General features: G+C 44.2%; 22 protein-coding genes and 1 riboswitch. Of the genes, 1 reads left to right on the top strand and 21 read right to left on the bottom strand.

What is annotated here, in order from left to right; all coding sequences use genetic code 11:
* Positions 1 to 13: 13 nt before the first annotated feature.
* A riboswitch (Lysine riboswitch) is annotated at positions 14 to 185 on the bottom strand.
* Between the two features lie 134 nt (positions 186 to 319).
* The 10 genes from ylqF to ylxM all read right to left on the bottom strand — a co-directional run bounded on the left by ylqF (position 320) and on the right by ylxM (position 6976).
* A complete protein-coding gene (gene ylqF, locus BLHYD_RS07575) occupies positions 320 to 1162 on the bottom strand; it encodes a ribosome biogenesis GTPase YlqF (RefSeq protein ID WP_005945273.1) in 843 nt (280 codons plus the stop codon).
* 4 nt (positions 1163 to 1166) lie between these two features.
* Positions 1167 to 1766 carry a signal peptidase I gene (gene lepB, locus BLHYD_RS07570; RefSeq protein WP_040350342.1) on the bottom strand — a complete coding sequence of 200 codons (600 nt, stop codon included), beginning with the start codon at positions 1764 to 1766 and terminating at the stop codon, positions 1167 to 1169.
* A gap of 265 nt (positions 1767 to 2031) precedes the next feature.
* A complete protein-coding gene (gene rplS / locus BLHYD_RS07565) occupies positions 2032 to 2379 on the bottom strand; it encodes a 50S ribosomal protein L19 (RefSeq protein ID WP_005945266.1) in 348 nt (115 codons plus the stop codon).
* 121 nt (positions 2380 to 2500) lie between these two features.
* Positions 2501 to 3280 carry a ZIP family metal transporter gene (locus tag BLHYD_RS07560; RefSeq protein WP_005945263.1) on the bottom strand — a complete coding sequence of 260 codons (780 nt, stop codon included), beginning with the start codon at positions 3278 to 3280 and terminating at the stop codon, positions 2501 to 2503.
* A gap of 78 nt (positions 3281 to 3358) precedes the next feature.
* Positions 3359 to 4096, bottom strand: a complete 738-nt coding sequence (gene trmD / locus BLHYD_RS07555; protein WP_021844535.1) for a tRNA (guanosine(37)-N1)-methyltransferase TrmD — start codon at positions 4094 to 4096, stop codon at positions 3359 to 3361.
* 25 nt (positions 4097 to 4121) lie between these two features.
* Positions 4122 to 4628, bottom strand: coding sequence for a ribosome maturation factor RimM (gene rimM / locus BLHYD_RS07550; RefSeq protein WP_005945257.1), 507 nt, complete (start codon positions 4626 to 4628; stop codon positions 4122 to 4124).
* An 89-nt stretch (positions 4629 to 4717) separates the two neighbouring features.
* A complete protein-coding gene (locus BLHYD_RS07545) occupies positions 4718 to 4948 on the bottom strand; it encodes a KH domain-containing protein (RefSeq protein ID WP_005945253.1) in 231 nt (76 codons plus the stop codon).
* 56 nt (positions 4949 to 5004) lie between these two features.
* Positions 5005 to 5250: a 30S ribosomal protein S16 gene (rpsP, locus tag BLHYD_RS07540; RefSeq protein ID WP_005945251.1), complete on the bottom strand. Its 246-nt coding sequence runs from the start codon at positions 5248 to 5250 to the stop codon at positions 5005 to 5007.
* Positions 5251 to 5299: 49 nt separating this feature from the next.
* On the bottom strand, positions 5300 to 6649 hold the full coding sequence (gene ffh / locus BLHYD_RS07535; protein ID WP_005945248.1) for a signal recognition particle protein: 1350 nt from the start codon (positions 6647 to 6649) through the stop codon (positions 5300 to 5302).
* Positions 6650 to 6652: 3 nt separating this feature from the next.
* Positions 6653 to 6976 carry a YlxM family DNA-binding protein gene (ylxM, locus tag BLHYD_RS07530; RefSeq protein ID WP_005945245.1) on the bottom strand — a complete coding sequence of 108 codons (324 nt, stop codon included), beginning with the start codon at positions 6974 to 6976 and terminating at the stop codon, positions 6653 to 6655.
* Positions 6977 to 7098: 122 nt separating this feature from the next.
* On the opposite strand from ylxM, the gene BLHYD_RS07525 reads away from it, so the two are divergent.
* Complete coding sequence (locus BLHYD_RS07525) at positions 7099 to 8205, top strand: DUF362 domain-containing protein (protein WP_005945243.1); 1107 nt, start codon at positions 7099 to 7101, stop codon at positions 8203 to 8205.
* 95 nt (positions 8206 to 8300) lie between these two features.
* On the opposite strand, the gene BLHYD_RS07520 is transcribed toward BLHYD_RS07525, so the two are convergent.
* The 11 genes from BLHYD_RS07520 to ilvA all read right to left on the bottom strand — a co-directional run bounded on the left by BLHYD_RS07520 (position 8301) and on the right by ilvA (position 20589).
* Complete coding sequence (locus BLHYD_RS07520; protein ID WP_005945240.1) at positions 8301 to 9095, bottom strand: DeoR/GlpR family DNA-binding transcription regulator; 795 nt, start codon at positions 9093 to 9095, stop codon at positions 8301 to 8303.
* Positions 9096 to 9265: 170 nt separating this feature from the next.
* Positions 9266 to 10207, bottom strand: a complete 942-nt coding sequence (locus BLHYD_RS07515; RefSeq protein WP_005945237.1) for a 6-phosphofructokinase — start codon at positions 10205 to 10207, stop codon at positions 9266 to 9268.
* Positions 10208 to 10225: 18 nt separating this feature from the next.
* Positions 10226 to 11086, bottom strand: a complete 861-nt coding sequence (locus BLHYD_RS07510) for a class II fructose-bisphosphate aldolase (protein ID WP_005945234.1) — start codon at positions 11084 to 11086, stop codon at positions 10226 to 10228.
* A 30-nt stretch (positions 11087 to 11116) separates the two neighbouring features.
* Positions 11117 to 12085, bottom strand: a complete 969-nt coding sequence (locus tag BLHYD_RS07505; RefSeq protein WP_005945231.1) for an ROK family protein — start codon at positions 12083 to 12085, stop codon at positions 11117 to 11119.
* A gap of 21 nt (positions 12086 to 12106) precedes the next feature.
* Positions 12107 to 13093, bottom strand: coding sequence for an ABC transporter permease (locus BLHYD_RS07500; protein WP_005945228.1), 987 nt, complete (start codon positions 13091 to 13093; stop codon positions 12107 to 12109).
* Positions 13094 to 13137: 44 nt separating this feature from the next.
* The gene (locus tag BLHYD_RS07495) at positions 13138 to 14637 is read right to left on the bottom strand and encodes a sugar ABC transporter ATP-binding protein (protein WP_005945225.1); all 1500 of its coding nucleotides are present in this window, start codon (positions 14635 to 14637) and stop codon (positions 13138 to 13140) included.
* A gap of 184 nt (positions 14638 to 14821) precedes the next feature.
* The gene (locus tag BLHYD_RS07490) at positions 14822 to 15817 is read right to left on the bottom strand and encodes a substrate-binding domain-containing protein (protein ID WP_005945222.1); all 996 of its coding nucleotides are present in this window, start codon (positions 15815 to 15817) and stop codon (positions 14822 to 14824) included.
* Positions 15818 to 16110: 293 nt separating this feature from the next.
* Positions 16111 to 17043, bottom strand: coding sequence for a 1-phosphofructokinase family hexose kinase (locus BLHYD_RS07485; RefSeq protein WP_021844551.1), 933 nt, complete (start codon positions 17041 to 17043; stop codon positions 16111 to 16113).
* A gap of 3 nt (positions 17044 to 17046) precedes the next feature.
* Positions 17047 to 17691, bottom strand: a complete 645-nt coding sequence (dhaL, locus tag BLHYD_RS07480; protein WP_005945213.1) for a dihydroxyacetone kinase subunit DhaL — start codon at positions 17689 to 17691, stop codon at positions 17047 to 17049.
* A gap of 60 nt (positions 17692 to 17751) precedes the next feature.
* Positions 17752 to 18750: a dihydroxyacetone kinase subunit DhaK gene (locus BLHYD_RS07475; protein WP_005945210.1), complete on the bottom strand. Its 999-nt coding sequence runs from the start codon at positions 18748 to 18750 to the stop codon at positions 17752 to 17754.
* A 627-nt stretch (positions 18751 to 19377) separates the two neighbouring features.
* Positions 19378 to 20589, bottom strand: coding sequence for a threonine ammonia-lyase (gene ilvA / locus BLHYD_RS07470; RefSeq protein ID WP_005945202.1), 1212 nt, complete (start codon positions 20587 to 20589; stop codon positions 19378 to 19380).
* Positions 20590 to 20616: the final 27 nt, after the last annotated feature.

Here is a 20616-nt window from a genome sequence, read left to right as displayed (position 1 = left end):
TATAGACATCTCAAAACCTGATAGCGCTCCACAAACTGTGACAGTACGCCATATTTTCTATGACGTCCCAGAGCTGCAACACCCGGACCGGCGTCAAAACTCTTCGGCGGTTTTTCCTTTCCTCTAAAACGGCGATCCGGCCATTGCTTTAGAGTACTGATAAAACCCGCACCTCTATCTAAGATTATACAGAATCTTATTCTATTTTTTACAGTTACTAAAACTGCATTTTTTACATTTTATCACCTTTTTCGCCTTATGGATAGTACCTTTTTTACTTTTTTTCATTTCTTCTTCCAGATACTAATCCGGCATATTTCTAACTTGGCATCTCCAACGTAATTCTGCCGATTTTTCCGCTGCGAAATTCATCCAGCAAAATTCCCGCTGCCTTACTGTAGTCAAGCTCCTGGCCCCGCAGCAGACAGTTTCTGTTCTTTGCCACTTGCTCTAAAACTTCTACATCGCTGCCCTTCTCTTCAAGCTGGTAACGCTCTGCCAGAACACCGGGATAAGCTTCCCGTAAATAGTGTATCAGACTTAAAGACAGCTCATCCAGATTTAAGATATCATCTTTAATAGAACCGATCACTGCCAGGCGGACTCCCACCTCCTGATCTTCAAATTTAGGCCACAAAATCCCCGGTGTATCCAAAAGCTCCACATTCTTATTCAGTCGAATCCATTGTTTTCCTTTAGTCACGCCCGGCTTATTTCCGGTCTTTGTACATGCTTTTCCTGCAAATGTATTGATAAAAGTAGATTTTCCAACATTGGGAATTCCCACTACCATGGCACGAACCGGACGATTCTTGATTCCCCTGCGCCGGTCTCTCTCTATCTTTTCTTTGCACGCCACCTGAATCAAGCCGTTTATAGCCTTCACTCCAGCTCCCGAGCGCGCATTAATTTTATGGACATGAAATCCCTGTGCCTTGAAATAGGCCTCCCACTGACTATTTCCTTTTTCATCTGCCAGATCTGATTTATTCAGTAAAATTAGACGAGATTTATTTTTTCCTAACTCATCGATATCTGGATTTCTGCTACTCAATGGAATTCTGGCGTCCACCAATTCAACAATCAAATCAATCAGCTTGATGTCCTCCTGCATCATCCTTTTTGCCTTAGTCATATGACCAGGATACCACTGTACATTCATACTTCTACTCCTTCACAAAACCTATCTGTTTCCATGGGGAATTGACAAACCACAACTTTCCTTCTATGTACTTCTTATTTACGTTTCCAATGTCAGCATACCGACTGTCCTCACTGTTATTGCGGTTATCTCCTAACACAAAGTATTCTCCGGACTGCAACGTTACTCCATCCTTTGCCAATCCTTCATTCTCTATCTCTTCCAATCCTCGTCCCTCCCGGTATAGCTCACCGTCAATATAAATCTGTCCATCTTTGATTCGAATCGTCTCACCAGGAAGGCCAATCACTCTGCGGATATGCAAAGCTGCATCATCACTGGCATTGGTCCGAAAAACTATGATATCTCCACGTTTGGGCGAGCCAACTTTATAGGCAACCTTATTTACAAAAAATTTCTGCCCTACTGTATAATTCGGTTCCATGGAGCTTTCCTGCATTGTGACTGACTGAAAGAAAAAAATCGCGACCACCGCCGCAAATACCAGCACAACGACGATCTGAAAAATCCAAATCAATATTCCCCTCAACTTGGGATCAATATTCTTTTTCTTTATGACCTCATACCGCTCTCTTATGTTTTTCAATACTTTTTTTCTATTCATCTCATCCTCTTCGCATACCATTTTGCTCATAACAAAGTGGGCAATCCCACTTCAACTTCTCTTTCCCTTCTATCTTTGAGGGGCGCACCCCACTTTGCGCCGCCGCAACACCGCTATGCGGTGAAATTCCTCATTGCTGCGTGCGCATCCTTAGCGAAGCGTTCATACAATAGGAAAGAACTTTCACGAATTAGCGTGACAAGGTATTTCCTATTATATAAGAAAAACAGGGGACCGATAAACAGCCCCCTGAACCATGCACTTATTATTTTACCATCTCTTTTACCTTTGCAGCTTTTCCTACACGGTCTCTCAAGTAGTAAAGTTTTGCACGTCTTACTTTACCATGTCTTACAACTTCCACTTTCACCACATGCGGAGAATGCAGAGGCCAAGTTTTTTCAACACCAATTCCGTTGGAGTTCTTTCTCACGGTAAAAGTAGCACGGTTGCTTCCGCCTTGTTTCTTCAGAACAGTTCCCTCGAACACCTGAATTCTCTCGCGGTTACCTTCCTTGATCAGCGCATGCACACGTACAGTGTCTCCTACGCCAAATTCTGGTGCATCTGCTTTCAACTGAGCAGCTTCAATGTTTTTGATAATCTCGTTCATTTTTTCTCTCCTTATTCTGTGGATGTTCTTAATACATTTTCGTAACAGAGGACCATCTCTTTATTCACAACGTATGTTATTATACAATATTTTTTTTCGATTGACAAGTTTTTTTTGAGTTTTATCCAAGGGCCACATCTAAAATCATCATCAGCACGAATCCCACTGCAAAACTGATGGTTCCCACATTACTGTGTTTCCCCACACTCGCTTCAGGAATCAATTCCTCTACCACAACATAGATCATTGCCCCCGCCGCAAATGACAACAGATAAGGTAACACAGGCGTCACGTAAGAAGCTATCAGCACCGTGATTCCTCCAAAAATTGGCTCTACAATGCCTGACAAAGCACCGTAGGTAAAAGCTCTTTTTTTGCTCAGTCCCTCTTCACTCCTAAGCGGCATAGAAATAATTGCCCCTTCAGGAAAGTTCTGAATTGCAATTCCGATCGCCAATGCAAAAGCTCCCATTACAGTAATCTCAGGCTCAGAGGACAGCATCCCCGCAAAGACCACTCCAACTGCCATCCCTTCCGGTACATTGTGAAGAGTCACTGCCAACACCAGCATTGTCGTTTTTCTCATATTACAATGAATCCCTTCCGCACATTCACTTCCCATATGCAGATGGGGAACGATCTCATCCATCAGCAGCAAAAATCCTATGCCTAACAAGAATCCAATCGCAGCCGGTATAAAGGCAAACTTTCCCTTATCAACAACCATATCCATCGCCGGAATCAGCAAAGACCACACAGATGCCGCAACCATGACCCCTGACGCAAAGCCCAACAGGCCCTTTTTCACCAACGGCCCCAACTGCTTTTTTAGAAAAAATACACAGCCTGCTCCTGCAGTTGTGCCCACAAACGGAATTAACAGTCCTAATATAATGCTCATCCTTCTTCCTCTCTCCTGCCTTTCCTTTACTGTACCTTACCATAACATAGTTTCTCAACAATACACATTTCTATTCTCTTACTCGTCTTTCACCTCCTGTTCTCTCAGCCATCGCCTCTCCTTCTCAGTTAGTTCAGCTTTTTTTAATAAATCTGGCCTGTGCTTTGCCGTGCGCAAAATGGACTGTTCCCTCCGCCACTGGTCCACATTTTTATGGTGGCCCGACAAAAGCACGGAAGGGACCTTACACCCATGCCATTCCTCTGGCCGGCTATACTGGGGATATTCCAACAGATTTTCAGAAAAAGATTCTGTCTCCCCAGACTCCTGATTGCTTAAAACTCCCGGAACCATACGGGAAATCGCATCAATCATCACCATGGACGGAAGTTCCCCGCCTGTCAGCACATAGTCTCCAATAGATACCTGATCTGTCACGATCTCCTCCAAAACACGCTCGTCAATCCCTTCATAATGACCACACAGGAAAATCAGTTCCTCCTCTTTTGCCAATTCCCGAGCTAACTCCTGATCGAAAACTCGGCCCTGAGGAGTCAGGTAGATCACTCGCGGACACTTTCCCGTCTGATCGCATACAGCCTTATATGCTTGATACACAGGTTCCGCTTGCATCACCATTCCTGCTCCTCCCCCATAAGGATAGTCATCCACCTTCTGGTGCTTGTTAAAGGCATAATCCCGGATGTTCACCGCCTCCAGCGACAAAATCCCTTTGGCAATCGCCCTTCCTATGATACTGGTATTCAACCCCTGCCTAATCATTTCAGGAAACAGGGTGAGTACATGGTAATTCATCCTCATTCTCCTCGTCTTTTACTACCTAAATTAATCCTTTCATCAGATGAATCCTCATCTGATTACGCTCCACTTCCACCTGGAGAACACACTCTTTAATCGCCGGGAGTAATACCTCCTGCCCTTCCTCGGTCCGTACCACATAGACATCGTTGGCGCCGGTCTCAATCACATCCTCTAGTCTACCAAAATACTTTCCGTCCTCTAATACCACATCCATCCCAAGCAGGTCTGCAATGTAGTACTCATCTTCACTTAGAGGTACCGCCTGTTCTCTGGGAATCCAGAGGCTCTTTCCTTTATATTTCTCAATATCGTTAATATTATCAAAGCCTTTGAATTTTAAAATCGCAAATTGCTTAAAGAATTTCACACCTTCGATCTCCAAGGTGAGTCTCTCCTTGCCGGTATCCAAAATCACAGAATCCAAGTCCAAAAAGCGCTCTTTCTCATTGGTGGTAGGAAAAACCTTTACTTCTCCTCTCACCCCATGCGTGGAAGAAATCACGCCTACCTGCAAAAATGCTTCCATCTTCCTATTCTCCTATTCCAAAAACTAAAGAAGGAGCCCTGCACAATGGCACTGCTCCTTATCGCAACCTGAACTGTCACAATTATTCTTTACTGCAGGATGTCCACAATCACCTTTTTCGGACTCTTAGAAGACGCAGCTTTCACCACGGTACGGATTGCCTTTGCAATCCTCCCCTGCCTTCCGATCACTTTACCCATGTCGGAAGCGCCCACCTTCAATTCCACCACAATGGCATCCTCTTTTTCAGTCTCCGTCACAACGACCTCATCAGGATTTTCTACGAGTGATTTCGCAATTACTTCTACAAGTTCTTTCATCACACACCTCCAATTCTCTAGCGTCAACCAGAGAAATCTTTCCTATCCCGTTGTGATTATTTCTCAATACCAGCTAATTTAAAAATTTTGCTAACTACTTCTGTAGGCTGAGCGCCTGCTGCCAACCATTTTTTAGCTGCTTCTTCGTCTACCTTATATGCACTTGGCTCCAGATTCGGATCGTAGGTTCCGATCTCCTCGATACATTTTCCATCTCTTTTGGAACGGGAATCTGCCACAACAATTCTATAGAAAGGAGCCTTTTTCTGTCCCATTCTTCTCAATCTGATTTTTACTGCCATTTTACATTACCTCCATTGTTTATTTTTCATTTTGTATTCTTTATCTATGTTAAAAGGGAAGCCGAAAGCCGCCTCTTTTACCACCTCTGCCGCCCATCATTCCTGGCATTTGCTTCATCATCTTTTTCGTCTGCTCAAATTGCTTCACCAGTCGGTTTACCTCGCTAATATCGACACCGGAACCTCTCGCAATCCTCTGTTTTCTCGAGACATTCAAGATCGCGGGATTCGCCCGCTCCTGGGGAGTCATGGACAAAATCATTGCTTCTTTCCGAGCTAAATCCTTCTCGTCAATCATCCCCTCAATATCTTTTAGTTTATTGCCTCCGATACCCGGGAGCATATTCAGGATACTGGAAATTCCACCCATATTTTTCATCTGATTCATGCTCTCCAGATAATCGTCAAATCCAAACTCAGCCTTTTTGAATTTCTTTTCCATCTCTCGGGCTTTCTCTTCGTCGATGGATGCCTCCACCTTCTCAATCAGGCTCATCACATCGCCCATACCCAGAATTCTAGAAGCCATACGATCAGGATAGAACTGTTCCAAATCCGAAAGCTTCTCGCCCATACCTACGAAATAAATCGGCTTTCCGCTGACTGCCTTGATGGAGAGTGCTGCTCCGCCTCGGGTATCACCGTCCATCTTTGTCAGAATTACCCCATCAATTCCCACTTTCTCAGCAAAAGCAGAAGCAACATTCACCGCATCCTGGCCGGTCATCGCATCCACCACCAGAATTGTCGCATCCACATCTACTTGTGCCTTGATCTCTTCTAGCTCGCGCATCATATCTTCATCAATATGCAGCCGACCCGCAGTATCGATAATCACCAGATTCTGCTGGTTATTCTTCGCATGTTCCACCGCTGCTTTTGCGATATCCACAGGATGGTTCTTATCTCCCATGGAAAAGACTTCCACTCCCTGCTTCTCGCCATTTACCTGAAGCTGGGTAATCGCCGCAGGACGATAGACATCACAGGCCACGAGCAGAGGCTTCTTTCCCTTTGATTTCATCTTTCCAGCCAGCTTCGCCGCCGTGGTTGTCTTACCTGCTCCTTGCAATCCGGCCATCATCCAGATCGTAATCTCTTTTCCCTGCTTGGAAGGAATCTCTGTGGTCTCGCTTCCCATCAGATTGACCATCTCTTCATTCACGATCTTGATTACCATCTGTCCTGGATTCAGACCATTCATGACATCCTGGCCTACTGCTCTTTCCTGAACTGATTTAATAAACTGCTTTACGACCTTAAAATTGACATCCGCTTCTAGCAGCGCCATCTTCACTTCTCTTAACGCTGTCTTTACATCTGCTTCTGTCAGCCGACCCTTACTTCTCAGATTTTTGAATACATTTTGCAGTTTTTCTGTCAGACTTTCAAATGCCATCTATCATAACTCCTCTAATATTTCATTGGAAATCTTTGCGATATCTTCTGCTCCATACTTCTCCGTCAAAAGATGAATCTGATGTACTTTTCTGCGAATATGAAGGAATTTTTCTACAAGATGTAGCTTCTTCTCATACTCCTCCAAAGTTTTATTACATCTTTTTATCATGTCAAAAACTCCCTGCCGAGAAATCCCAAGCTCCTGTGCCACTTCACTGAGAGAGTAGTCCTCCAGCACGACAGACTCGTACACCTGCCGCTGCCGCTTTGTGAGCAATTCCCCATAAAAATCATATAGGAATGTCTGTTTTACGAATTCTTCCATCAGTCATCACCTTGGTTATCATAGCGCACAAGCTTTCTATTGTCAAGTACTTTTTCTTGACGTTTCAAAAAACCTATAGTATGATAGAAACGGTTTTAAGAAACAGAAGGAGGATGTAAACGATGAACAAATCGAAAGTATATTACACCAATCTCAGAGTCAAACCTGGCGACAGCTTGCTAATGAAATTAGAACGTCTAATACGCGCGGCTGGAATCGACACCATCGATTTCGCCGGAAAATTTACAGCTATTAAAATACACTTCGGCGAACCTGGTAATCTGGCCTACCTACGCCCCAACTACGCAAAAGCAGTGGCAGATGTAGTCAAATCCCTCGGCGGTAAACCTTTTTTGACCGACTGCAACACTCTATATGTGAGGGCCAGAAAGGACGCTTTGGAACACATGGAAAGTGCTTACACAAATGGTTTTTCTCCTTTCTCGACTGGATGCCATATCATCATCGCCGATGGTCTGAAGGGAACTGACGAGGTCTATGTACCGGTCAAGGGCGGTGAATACGTAAAAGAAGCGAAAATCGGACGCGCAGTCATGGATGCCGACGTATTCCTTACCCTCTCCCATTTCAAAGGACATGAATGCACCGGTTTTGGCGGAGCTCTGAAAAACATCGGTATGGGCTGCGGTTCCCGCGCCGGAAAAATGGAAATGCACAGTGCAGGCAAACCTCATGTAAATCAAAAGCTGTGTATCGGCTGCAAAAAATGTGCTCAAATCTGTGCTCATGATGCTCCGGAATTTAAGGACCTCAAAGCTGCCATTAACCATGATAAGTGTGTCGGCTGTGGCCGTTGTCTTGGTGTCTGTCCTAAGGATGCTATCTGTCCCGCCTCAGATGAATCCAATGACATCCTCAACTGTAAAATTGCCGAATATACCAAAGCTGTCATCGAAGATCGCCCTAATTTTCACATCAATCTCGTCGTCGACGTGAGCCCTTACTGCGATTGCCACGCTGAAAATGATGCAGCCATCGTACCGGATGTGGGATTTTTTGCTTCTTTTGACCCTGTAGCTCTGGATGTGGCTTGTGCAGACGCTGTAAATGCACAGCCTGCTATCTCTGACTCCTGCTTAGGGGAAGCCCCAAAAGAAGAAGACCACTTTCATGCCGTCTCTCCATCTACCAACTGGAAAAGCTGCATGGAACACGCTGTAAAACTTGGCATTGGAAATATGGAATATGAACTGATCCAAGTAAAATAAGTAAAAATAGCACCGCTACACAGTAAGATCTCTTCCTGAGCAGGTGTATTCATAATGGATGTTTTATAACAAAAATAGAGCCGTATTGTACGGCCCTATTTTTTTTCAACACTTTCTCCGTCATCTGCAACAATAAAATTTACATTCTCCTCATAAGGAGTATAATCCATAGATTTTCTTCGTTTATCCGTAATCAGATAGTCGACCTTACCCTCAAAATCTGCAATTTTAGCCAGATAAGAAACAGAGAATTTCGAGTGATCTGCCAACACAAACACCTGTTTTGCACTCTGAATCATCTCTACCTTCACTGCTGCCTCTGCAAAGTTGGTAATAGAATAACCATATCCTACTTCCACTCCGTTCACTCCCAGAAAAGTTTTGTCTACTCTCAGATTCCGTATCGTGTTCTCCGCTATATTCCCCACCGAAGAGTCAATCTCATACTTCACTACACCGCCCACATGCACAACAGTAATATCTTTTCGTTTAGCTAAAACGTTCACTACACTGAACGCATTCGTCAACACCGTGAGACCTTTTTTATTACCAGCAGCAATCAGTTTACACAATTCCAATACGGTACTAGAACCATCCATCAAAATCGTATCTAAGTCATCCACGTACTCATATGCCTTTTGAGCAATCAATCGTTTTTCCTCAATTCGTTCCACTGACAATTCACTGATCACATAATTAATTCCCGCAGGATATAGGGCCACTGCCCCACCATGGGTTCTTCGTATTTTCTTCTCATTTTGTAATTCATCCAGATCTCGGCGGACCGTAGCTTCTGTAATCTGCAATTCCTTACTCAGTTCTGAAACTCTGACTGCCTTTTTCTCGTTAATAATATTACAAATAAAGTTTTTCCGCTCCTCTGCTAACATGATAAATCACTCCAATACTCGTCCCATTTTCAAGATTCAAAGATACTTTGTTACAAATTAAAGTGGGCAAACCCGCTTCTTTTTATTTTACCACAACACAAACTACAGAACAACATTTCTTGTTACGAAAAGGGGCTGTCACTGAAAGGTAACAGCCCCTGAAATCATTCTTACAATTCAAACCAATCAAACTGCTTTTTATTAGAAGCCATCTGGATATCCATATAAGAATATTCGCCATTCTTATAGACCACATACTTGTTGGATATCCCCTGTGCAACCGCATTTACCGCATATTTTGCAAAACCAGCGGCATGAATTCGGTCTGTCGCAGTGGGAACACCGCCTCTTTGCGTAAAACCTAAGAGATTACACTTGACGTTTAGCCCCAGCTTTTCTCTCACATAGTTCGCCGCCTCAATCGTCTGATAAGTTCCCTCGGCAAAAGTCACCAATACATAGTCCTTCTTTGGATTTTCCATCAGTTTCTTGACCTTTCGGCAAATCTCCTCATTACTCATCGGTTTTTCCACCAGAACACTGAAATCCGCCATTCCCATCAAGACAGAACTGTGTGCAAGATAACCGTCCCATGCCCCCAGAGTTTCCACAAAAAATACTCTTCCCGGCATCGCAAGCCCGGTGTCTGTCATACCATCAATATAACGCACCTGCGTATTCAAAGCAGTGTCAAATCCAAGCGTATAATCGCTACCATAAATATTGTTGTCTATCGTCCCTGGAATTCCGATAATATTAATAGAGGAATCCACCTCATGGAGTTTCAGTGCCCCATTAAAAGAGCCATCTCCACCTATGACAATCAATGCATCGATTTCATTTTCCTTAAGATTCGCCACCAGCTTTTCCTGCCAGCTTCTCTCTTTTAACTCTGGAAAACGCCCAGTTCTCAGGATCGTTCCTCCCTGCTTATACCATCCGGTCACATCCTCTGGAAAAAGTTCTATGTAGTCCTCATCTCTGATTCCCAGAAAACCTCTGCGGTATCCGTATACTTTATATCCCAGAGCTGTGGCATTCTTCACCACCTGAGCCACACAGGGATTCATCCCCGGTGAATCACCACCGCTTGTTATCACAGCTATGTTCATCTTATGCCTCCGCTAAAATTAGAATGCTTTATTCGCACTTCCGAAGATATCAATCTTACCTTCCACTACTTTTGCACAAGCATCTTTTACCGGACCAACATATTTTCTCGGATCGAACTCACTTTCTGGATTTGCTGCAACTGCTGCACGTACTGCATTGGAATAAGTCGCTTTTAACTCTGTTCCTACGTTAATCTTGCTCATACCCATCTGCACACATTTCTTGAAATCTTCAACTGGAACACCAGAACCTCCATGCAGTACCAGCGGGCAATCTGTAATCTCAACGATCTTCTGCAATCTCGGGAAATCCAACTTCGGCTCACTCTTGTAAAAACCATGAACCGTTCCGATCGCAACTGCCAAGGCATCAATGCCAGTCTCGCTCACAAATCTTGGAACATCATCTGGATCTGTAAATGCCGCAGAAGCATCCTCAACCACGATATTTTCTTCTTTTCCGCCTACTTTGCCCAGCTCTGCCTCTACGGAGCAGCCATACTGTTTTGCAAAATCAACAATCATTTTAGAATCTGCAATATTATCTTCATAACTCTTCGCGGAAGCATCTACCATGACAGAAGTAAATCCACATTTGATTGCCTCTTTGATCAGATCATAATCTGTCGCATGGTCTAAGTGCAAGCAAACTGGAATATCAACAGACTCTGCCATTCCCTTTACCATTCCTGCCACCTGATGCAGTCCGATATATTTTACAGCTCCCATAGAAGCCATCAAAATAACTGGAGAGTTCTTTGCAACTGCACCATTGATAATTCCTTGTGCGTCTTCATAGCCATTGAAGTTAAATCCTCCAACTGCGTAATGTCCTGCTCTTGTACCTGCTAAGATTTCTTTTAATGTTACTAATGCCATAATTTTCTCTCCTCTTCTCTCATCATTGCGTTAATGATTAAGTTTATCTTTGATCAGATGGTAAGCACCGTAAAGAACAACGCGATCATTCATAACAGAATAACGAATCGAATCATCCTCTACCGGCTGCAAACAGCGGCTTCGAATCACTCTCATCATCTCATCGTGGTAGAACGCCTTTGCCTTCGTGACACCACCACCCAGAACCAACACCTCCGGGTCGTACAGGTTGAAAAGATTGGAAATTCCCACACCTAGATAATAGGCCTGCTGTTTAAAAAATGCCAGCGCATAGGTATCTCCTTTTTCAGCAGCTTCTGTCAGCAGCCGTCCCTCTATCTTTTTCGGGTCATGCTGTGCCAGTTCGAACACCATACTTTTCTTACCTGCCGCCATGTCCTCCCGCATCCGGCGGTTCATTGCCGTTCCAGATGCATAGAGTTCAAAACAACCTTTTCCACCGCAAGGACAATCCAGCCCTTCCGGATCAATGGACATATGTCCCACCTCTCCGGCTCCGTCATGCTTGCCATGATAGATTTCGCCGTTAATGACTAGTCCGCCGCCGCATCCAGTGCTGACTGTCATATACATGACATTGTCCAATCCTTTTGCCACTCCGCAGCGCTGCTCTGCCAACGCGCCTAAATTTCCGTCGTTGTCCAGTGCAACAGGAAGCTGAAAATCATGGGACAGACGTTCCACCAACGGAAAGTTCTTCCACCGCATCAACGGTGCATGGATGATAATCCCTTTTCTGGAATCCAAAGGTCCCGGACATCCCACACCGATCCCCAACACGTCTTTTAAATCCACTTGGAATCTCTCGACAATATGGTCCAAAACACCTCTGGTATTCTGATATACTGCCTCCTTCCCCTCAAAAGTAGGAGACTTGGAGACATAGGTATAGTCATCTACAATCTTTCCATCTTCCGTGAACAAAGCACCTGTCGTCTTTGTCCCACCGATATCCATAATCAGATAATATTTACTCATCGTCACACGTCTTTCTCTCGATTAGTTTTTGCCCTTATTCTGCTGTGCCATATCCAGAATTACTGCCAACAAAATGATGATACCGATTACGACCTTCTGCCAATAGGAAGAGATCTGCATCAGGTTCATACCATTATTGATTACCGCGATGACAGCCGCTCCGAACATTGCACGCGCTACCGAACCGCTTCCACCTGTCAATGAAGTTCCGCCCAATACCGTGGACGCAATCGCGTACATCTCATACGCATCACCTCCGGCCGGCTGACCATTCTGCAATTTTGAAGCCATCAGCACACCGCCCATAGCTGCCGTGATACCGCAGAGCATATGACAGATCAAAGTCACTTTTGGTACATTGATACCACTCAAGTGTGCTACGTTTGGATTACTTCCGCAGGCATACACATGACGTCCAAACACAGTTTTTGACAGAATGATATGCATAATCGCCACAATAATAATCGTGAAGATCACTCCCACAGGAATAATACCATTGGGCATACCCTCTGTCTTGATCAGACGGTTTGCTCCTAAGAAAGCAAAGCTGTTGGGAAGACCATACACAGGCTGACCGCCAGACACGATATAGGCAAGACCCCTAGCAATACTCAACATTGCCAGTGTAGCAATCATCGGTACTACTTTAAATTTTGCAATCATCAATCCATTGAACCCACCAATGATAGCACCCATCACAAGACCTGTCAATATTAGAACTGCCAGAGCAGTCGGAATTCCCATGTTTGGGAAAAACTTCAATCCCACCAAAGCAGCACAGACACCAGACAGACCAACCACGGAACCGACGGAAATATCAATTCCACCTAAGATAATTACATACACCAGACCAGACGCCAACAGAGCGTTGATACACATCTGGGACAATACGTTAATAATATTCTGGGGAGTAATAAAAGTCGGATTTCCTACCCCAAAACCAATACACAATAAAATCAACACAACGATCACGACGTTCTCGCTGATCCACTTCTTTACTTTATCCATCTTTCTATTCCTTTCTCTGTGTATATTCTATATCAAATATCGTCTCAGCTCGCGTCGCTGGTGATACTGGCCAGACCGATGATCGATTGCTCATTGGCCTCCTCACGGGTCAGCTCGCCGCTGATTTTACCTTCCCGCATCACAATCACGCGGTCAGCAACTCCTAAAATCTCCGGCATTTCAGAGGAAATCATGATAATGCATCCTCCATTGTCTACGAATTCATTCATCAACGTATAGAACTCAGATCTTGCATTTACGTCGATACCACGGGTAGGTTCGTCCAAAATCAAAATCTTAGAATCCGCCACCAGCCATTTTGCAAGAATTACTTTCTGCTGATTACCTCCAGACAGAGTATTCAGTATTGTATGAATATTCGGAGCTTTGATCTTCAGCTTTTTCATATAATCTTCGCTGACTTCGGTCTCCCATTTATCATCCAAAAATCCACCCTTCCTACAGTGGTTTGGTAGACTCGGTAATGCAATGTTTTCTTTGATCTTTTTCTTCAGCAACAAACCGGTGCGGCGACGGTCTTCCGTTACCAGACCGATATTCAAAGCAATAGCCTCTCTCGGATTATGAATCTGAACCTCTTTGCCTTCCACGAAGATTTTGCCGGAATCAATCTTTGTTGCTCCAAAGATCGCTTCCATAACCTCTGTACGTCCTGCACCTACTAGACCAGAAAAGCCCACGATCTCACCTGCATAAGCAGTAAAGGAGATATTCTCAAACACACCCTTCTGACAGAGATTCTCGACTCTGAGCATTTCCCTTCCGCGGGTATGCTCCTCTTTATTATAGTAGTCACCCATCTCGCGGCCTACCATGCTGGCCACGATATCTTTCTCCGTCACGTCCGCCACCATCATAGTATCTACTTTACATCCATCTCGAAGTACTGTCACACGCTCACAGATTTCTGTCAGCTCTTTCAGTCGATGAGTGATGTAAATAATCGCTACGTTCTTCTCCTTGAGCATTTTCACTTGAGTAAACAATGCATCAATTTCTTTTTCCGACAGAGATGAAGTAGGCTCATCCATAATAACCACTTTAGAATTCTTTGTGATTACTTTGGCGATCTCAATCATCTGCTGTTGAGCTGCATTTAACCTACCTGCAAGTGCCGTAGCTTTCAGATCAACTTTCATGAAATCCAAAACTTCCTGGGCATCTCTCTCCATTTTCTTGCGGTCTAACAGACCATTTTTCTTCTTCGGCTCGCATCCCAAGAAGATATTTTCTGCCACAGATAGGTGGTTTGCAATACTAAGCTCCTGATGAATAACAGTAATGCCTGCATCAATCGCTTGACCCGGAGTGTGAAAATCCATTTTCTTTCCTTCTAGAATTACCTCACCCTCTGTAGGTGTATATACACCGGAAATGATCTTTATCAAAGTGGATTTACCGGCACCGTTTTCACCAACCAGTGTATGTACTTCACCCGGGTAAAAATCGGCCGTTACATCCGTCAGAGCTTTTACGCCGGGGAAAACTTTACTAATATGTTTTACTTGTAAAATCGGCTCCATATTTTCTTCCTTTTCTATAATTTTTTCATGCTACATTCAGGGAATCTTCAAAATATATACCCAAGCAGGTTCCCCCACTTGGGTATATTGATTACTACGCCAGAAACCTGTACTGAGAACACAAATCCAGTGTTCTGTGCCTAATGATCCAGCCTTTCACTCTTCAGAGTATCTCGGCACTCAATTACATCTCGTCAGCTACGTTGCTGGCATCAATTACATATGGGTCAATCGGAATCTCAGCAGCGTCAACTTTACCCTCATCCAGGTATTTCTGCATCTGCTCAACGATTGTCTCACCAATCAGAGTTGGATTCTGAGCGATCTCAGATACCCACCATTTTCCATTTCCTTCGGTATCAGAGATTGCCTCCTTTGCCTCTGGGTTGCCGTCGAAACCGATAATCTTACAGTCAGAGCCCGCTGCTTTGATTGCAGCCAGAGCACCTGTAGCTGCCGGGTCTCCTACGCAGAATACCGCAGCCATATCCGGGTTAGCAGTCAACATATTTTCCATGATCTCCTGAGCCTTATTGGCATCACCCTGGTAGTCATTGTCATAAACTACAGTACGATCTTCGTCTTTCAGAACATCCAGCGCACCGTTCTGTCTGTCCAGGCAGGAAGAAGCAGTCGGATAGCAAATGATACCTACGGTATCTCCATCTTCACTGTATTTCAACAGCTCCTGGCCTCCCAACTGTCCACCTTTATAGTTATCAGTACCAACGAAACAATTGATCGCTTCGGAATCTGTACTACAGTCGAAAGTAAACATCGCAACACCCTCAGCGTCAGCATTCTCAATTGCAGGTTTTACACCAGCAGCGTCATTACAAGAAAGAGCGATTGCCTCACATCCCTGAGCAGTCAGATCCTGAACTTTATTTGTAGCAATGTTCGGGTCCAACTCTGCATCTGTCACGATTGCTTCCATACCCAGCTCTTTTGCCTTGCTCTCAATGCCGTCACGAATTGTCTGATAAAATACATGCTCGAAAGAACCTACTACAAATCCGCACTTATGGCTTCCGCTGCCTGCATCTGCTGATTCTTCAGTTTTTTCTGTGGTTTCTGCATCTGCACTGGTATCTGCGGAATCATTTCCGCCGCCACATCCCACGAACAAAGTAGATACCATTGCTGTGCAAAGAATTGCACTGAGTAATTTTTTCTTCATTATTTTGTTTCCTCCCTTATATAGTGTTCGTACACATTTTGTACATATTCACAGTATAGCACAGAATGTTCGTTTGTCAATTCGTTTATGTTCATTTCTATTTGATTCTTATTGATTTTGTCGTTTTTTCTAAATTAGATGCTCACTTTTTATCTAATATGCACAATAATTTTTCGTTTATTTTCGGTTTTTCGTGTTTCAAATTTTGTTTTTGTTCATTTTGAATATTCAGACAAATGGTTTCTTCCTGTCTTTCATCTATCAATTATGAATATTTTGTAAATCCAAAAACTTTACCTGATCTTTTCCACCTTCACAATTTCTCTAAAATATTCAAAATTTTCTTTCGTACACAGCTGTGTTCCCTCGCGAACCAAAGAACCTTGAGCCACCGACACCCCATACCGAAGCATCGTTCCTAAATCTCTTCCTTCTTCCATAGCAATACACATACCTGCCACCAGAGAATCCCCGGCCCCGGCTGTGCTCTTTACATCAATAGGAGTAGGCTTGCAGATATAGGCTTCCTGGCTGTTTACAATCATCGCTCCATCTCCTCCCATGGACAGACAGACAATCTCAACACCCTGGGCAATAATCTTGTCACAGATCTCCAAGATAGCTTTCTGTTCCTTGGTCTTCAGTCCAAAAGCCATCTGAAATTCATAGAGATTCGGCTTAATTAGATAGGGGTTTGCCTTTAGTCCTTCTAGCATCAAATCTCCTTCCGCATCCAAAATGCATTTTACTCTTCTTTCATTGGCGCGCTGAATCAGCTTATAATAGTAATCCTTTTCCACACCCTGGGGCACACTGCCCGTAATCACTAAGATGTCCAGCTCTCCCAGCACACTGTCCAAGAACTTATCAAAACGCTTCAGTGCTTCCTCCGAGACAAAGTCTCCTTTTTGGTTTAGTTCTGTTGTGACTTTCGTCTTCGTGTCATATACTTTATTGTTCTCTCGTAGCGTTCCTGGAACCACTAAGCTCTCGTAGCAAACGCCCAGCTGCTCTAGCGTCTCTCGAAATTCTTCACTCCCATTGGCATACTCCAATCCTAAAGTGCGCACCGGTACCCCAATCTGTGTCAAAGCAATGGAAATATTTACACCTTTTCCTGAGGGGTCCGCCCTTTTTTCCGTCACACGGTTCATTCCCCCATATGTAAAATCACTGATTGTCAAAGTTTTGTCCATGCATGGATTCATCGTAATTGTTCCAATCATCTCTCACGCCTCCTTGGAAATATTCTCGTTCACCCAGTCTGACATTGCCTGGAAAATCAAGTACACAGACGTAGCCCCCGCATCCTGAAGACCGATGGCTTTCTCTCCATAATATTTCGCACGCCCAAAACGAGCCTTACACTCCTTCGTGTATTCCATACCTCGCTTCGCTTCCGCTGCCGCGTATGCGAACCCTTCATGAAGACTTTTTCCCTCCTCTGCTGCCTTTTTTAGCCCAAGGCATGCCGGTTCCAAAGCGTCTATCATGGTCTTGTCTCCCACCTGGGCCTTTCCTCTTTTTTTCAGCGCGTTCAAGGATTTCACATATATATTCGCGAAATCCTCCAGTACAAATTCTTTTTTCTCCGGATAATTTACAATTCCGCTGATAAATACCGTGCCAAACAGCACTCCCGACGCTCCTCCCATCACACAGAGCATGGTCATGCCGATCGCGTGGAACACTTCATTGACATAAGTATAAGTCTTATTTTCTAGCTCCTGATATACCCCTTTAAAGCCGATGGCCATGCCGATACCATGGTCTCCATCTCCAATCTTATTGTCGATCTCTGTGAGAAATTCCTCGCTGGCCACCATCTTTTCCGCCACACAGAGAAACATCTGCTGAACCTGTCTTGCGTTCATGTTCTGACTCCTTTCTTCAATTCATCTATCTTCCGTTTTATCTGCCCCCAGACACACTCCTTAAAGTTCTTCCCTGTGATACAATGGAGTGTCTATCCTTCGGTTATAGTAGGGAATCAACTCATCATCCAGCCTCATCACAGAGATGGAAAAACCACCCGTTCCCTGAGGGCAAAAGATATTGTTCCACTCTGTGTGATAGACCTCGATTCCGTGACTTTGGGTGTATGCTTTGATCTCTCCGGCAGTGATTAACATTTCCAACTGACTGGTAAAGCCAAATCCATTCAAAAGAATCGCTATTTTTTCTCCGCTCTTATAATCTAAATCTCGAATTAGCATATCCATCATAGTCTCTACAATATGCTGAGCGGTTCCTAATTTTTCTCTTAGAATTCCTGGCTCTCCGTTAAAGCCCATGCCATACTCGATGACCCCATCTTCCATCTCGCACATAGCCTTTCCATTCTGAGGCATGTAGCCTGGAGAAGTGGTCACACTGATTGTACGGATATGATCAATCGCCTTTTGGGTAATCCGAGCAGTCTCATCCAGATCACAGCCCATTTCAGAGGCAGCTCCCGCCATTTTCACAGCCAGAGCAATTCCCGCGATTCCTCTCCTGTTTGTGATGTCATCTGGATCGCTGGCCAAATCATCATTGATAAACACGCAACGTGTGTGAATATTCTCCAACTCCGCCAGCTCTCCCACCAGCTCAAAATTCAACAAATCTCCCATATGATTGGTCCCTACATAGAGTATCCCTTTCTCATTATATACGGCTTTGCTCACATCTAAGATTGATTTCGCCGGAGGCGCAGCGTATACATTTCCTGTGGAAACTGCATCCGCCATTCCTTCTCCCACATATCCTAAACACCAGGGTTCGTTTCCGCCACCACCACCTACGATGACAGACACTTTCTCCTGCTGATTCTTTTTCACCATACCACCGAAGGTTCCTGGTACCATCTCATAGTCTTTTCCGTACAGGTAGAGGTAACCTTCCATAATATCTCTGGTAATGGTATCCGGATCATTAATGATTTTGTTCATTTTTCATTCCCCGCTTTCCTGCTATTTGACATTTTTGTATATGTTCATTATAGCTCCTGTTTGTTCTATTTTCAATTACATTTTATCTTATTTTTTCGTTTTTGTTCATTTTAAACCAATTTCCACTCTATTTTTTGTTTGTATTTTTTCGTTTTATATCTGAAAAGTGGAACGTCTCTGTTAGAACAAAGTGGGCAAGTCCACTTCAACTCCCCCATCCCCTCAATCTTTGAGAGGCTCGTCCCACTTTGCGCGCCGCCGCAACACCGCCTTGCGGTGTACTACCTTTTTGCGGCGTGCGCATCCTTAGCGGAGCGTTTATGTAATAGGAAATGGTTTTCACGCATTAGCGTGATAAGGTCTTTCCTATAACAGAACAAAGTGGGCAAGCCTACTTCAGCTCCCTCATCCCCTCAATCTTTGAGGGGCTCGTCCCACTTTGCGCGCCGCGCAACACCGCTTTGCGGTGAAATTCCTCATTGCGGCGTGTGCATCCTGCCCGGAGGGCTTTTTATTGCATAGGGAACGAAGTTTCCTATGCAATAGGAAAGAACTTTCACGCTCAGCGTGGCAAAGTCTTTCCTATAACAGAAAAAAGCCTGGATAATCCAGACTTTTCTCCTCTATTTATAAATTAGCAGTCACCATCTGCATTTCATACCCTGCTGCTTTCAGAGCCTTCATGATCTGCTGCTTGTGCTCAGTTCCAAATGCTTCCATGGTAATTTTTAACTCCACTGCAGCATTTCGATTCGTACTGACGAACTGATTATGATCCAATTTGATAATATTTCCCTGCTGATTGGCAATCACCGTAGCCACTCTCACCAGCTCTCCGGCCCGATCAGGCAAACGCACTGACACAGTGAAAATTCGATCTCTTTGAATTAGTCCATGTTGGACTACCGAAGACATGGTAATCACATCCATATTGCCTCCGCTGAGAATCGAGACAATCTTCTTGTTTTTCACATTCAGATGTTTCAACGCTGCCACAGTTAACAATCCTGAATTTTCCACGATCATCTTATGGTTCTCCACCATATCTAAAAACGCGGCGATCAATTCATCATCATTGACTGTGATGATATCATCTATGTTCTCTTGAACATATGGAAAGATCAGATCTCCTGGAGTTTGAACTGCTGTTCCATCTGCAATGGTACTTACATGGGGAAGAGTCGTCACCTCTTCATTTTTCAAGGATACCTGCATACAATTCGCCCCTGACGGCTCCACTCCAATCACTTTGATGTGGAAATTCAAAAGTTTCGCCAAAGTCGAAACACCCGCTGCCAAACCGCCGCCACCGATAGGCACTAAAATATAGTCCACCAAGGGGAGCTCCTGTATAATCTCCATGGCAATCGTCCCCTGTCCAGTAGCCACTGCCAAATCGTTAAACGGATGAATGAAGGTATATCCCTCTTGGTCTGCCAGTTCCAGAGCATGGGCACAGGCTTCGTCATAAACATCACCGTAGAGAATCACCTCTGCTCCATAACTTTTGGTGCGCTCTACCTTAATCAAAGGTGTTGTGGTAGGCATTACAATCACGGCCTTTACCCCATAACATTTAGCGGCATAGGCCACCCCCTGCGCATGGTTGCCAGCTGAGGCAGTAATCAGTCCCTTTTGGCGCTCTTCCTCCGACAGCGTACTAATTTTATAGTACGCTCCTCTAAGCTTGTAAGCACCAGTCAGCTGCATGTTCTCCGGTTTAAAATAGACTTTGTTTCCTGTCTGTCTGCTGAAATAATCACTGTACACCAGCTTTGTCTGCTGAATTACCTGGTGTACTACTTCTGACGCCTCTTCAAATTTTTCTACTGTAAGCATTAATGTCTTTTCCCCCTATATTTTTTT

Origin of the sequence: Blautia hydrogenotrophica DSM 10507 (assembly GCF_034356035.1) — a bacterium.
Lineage (GTDB): Bacteria > Bacillota > Clostridia > Lachnospirales > Lachnospiraceae > Blautia_A > Blautia_A hydrogenotrophica.
Note: the sequence above shows the minus strand (reverse complement) of the source record. Positions and strands in the feature narration are given on the sequence as shown.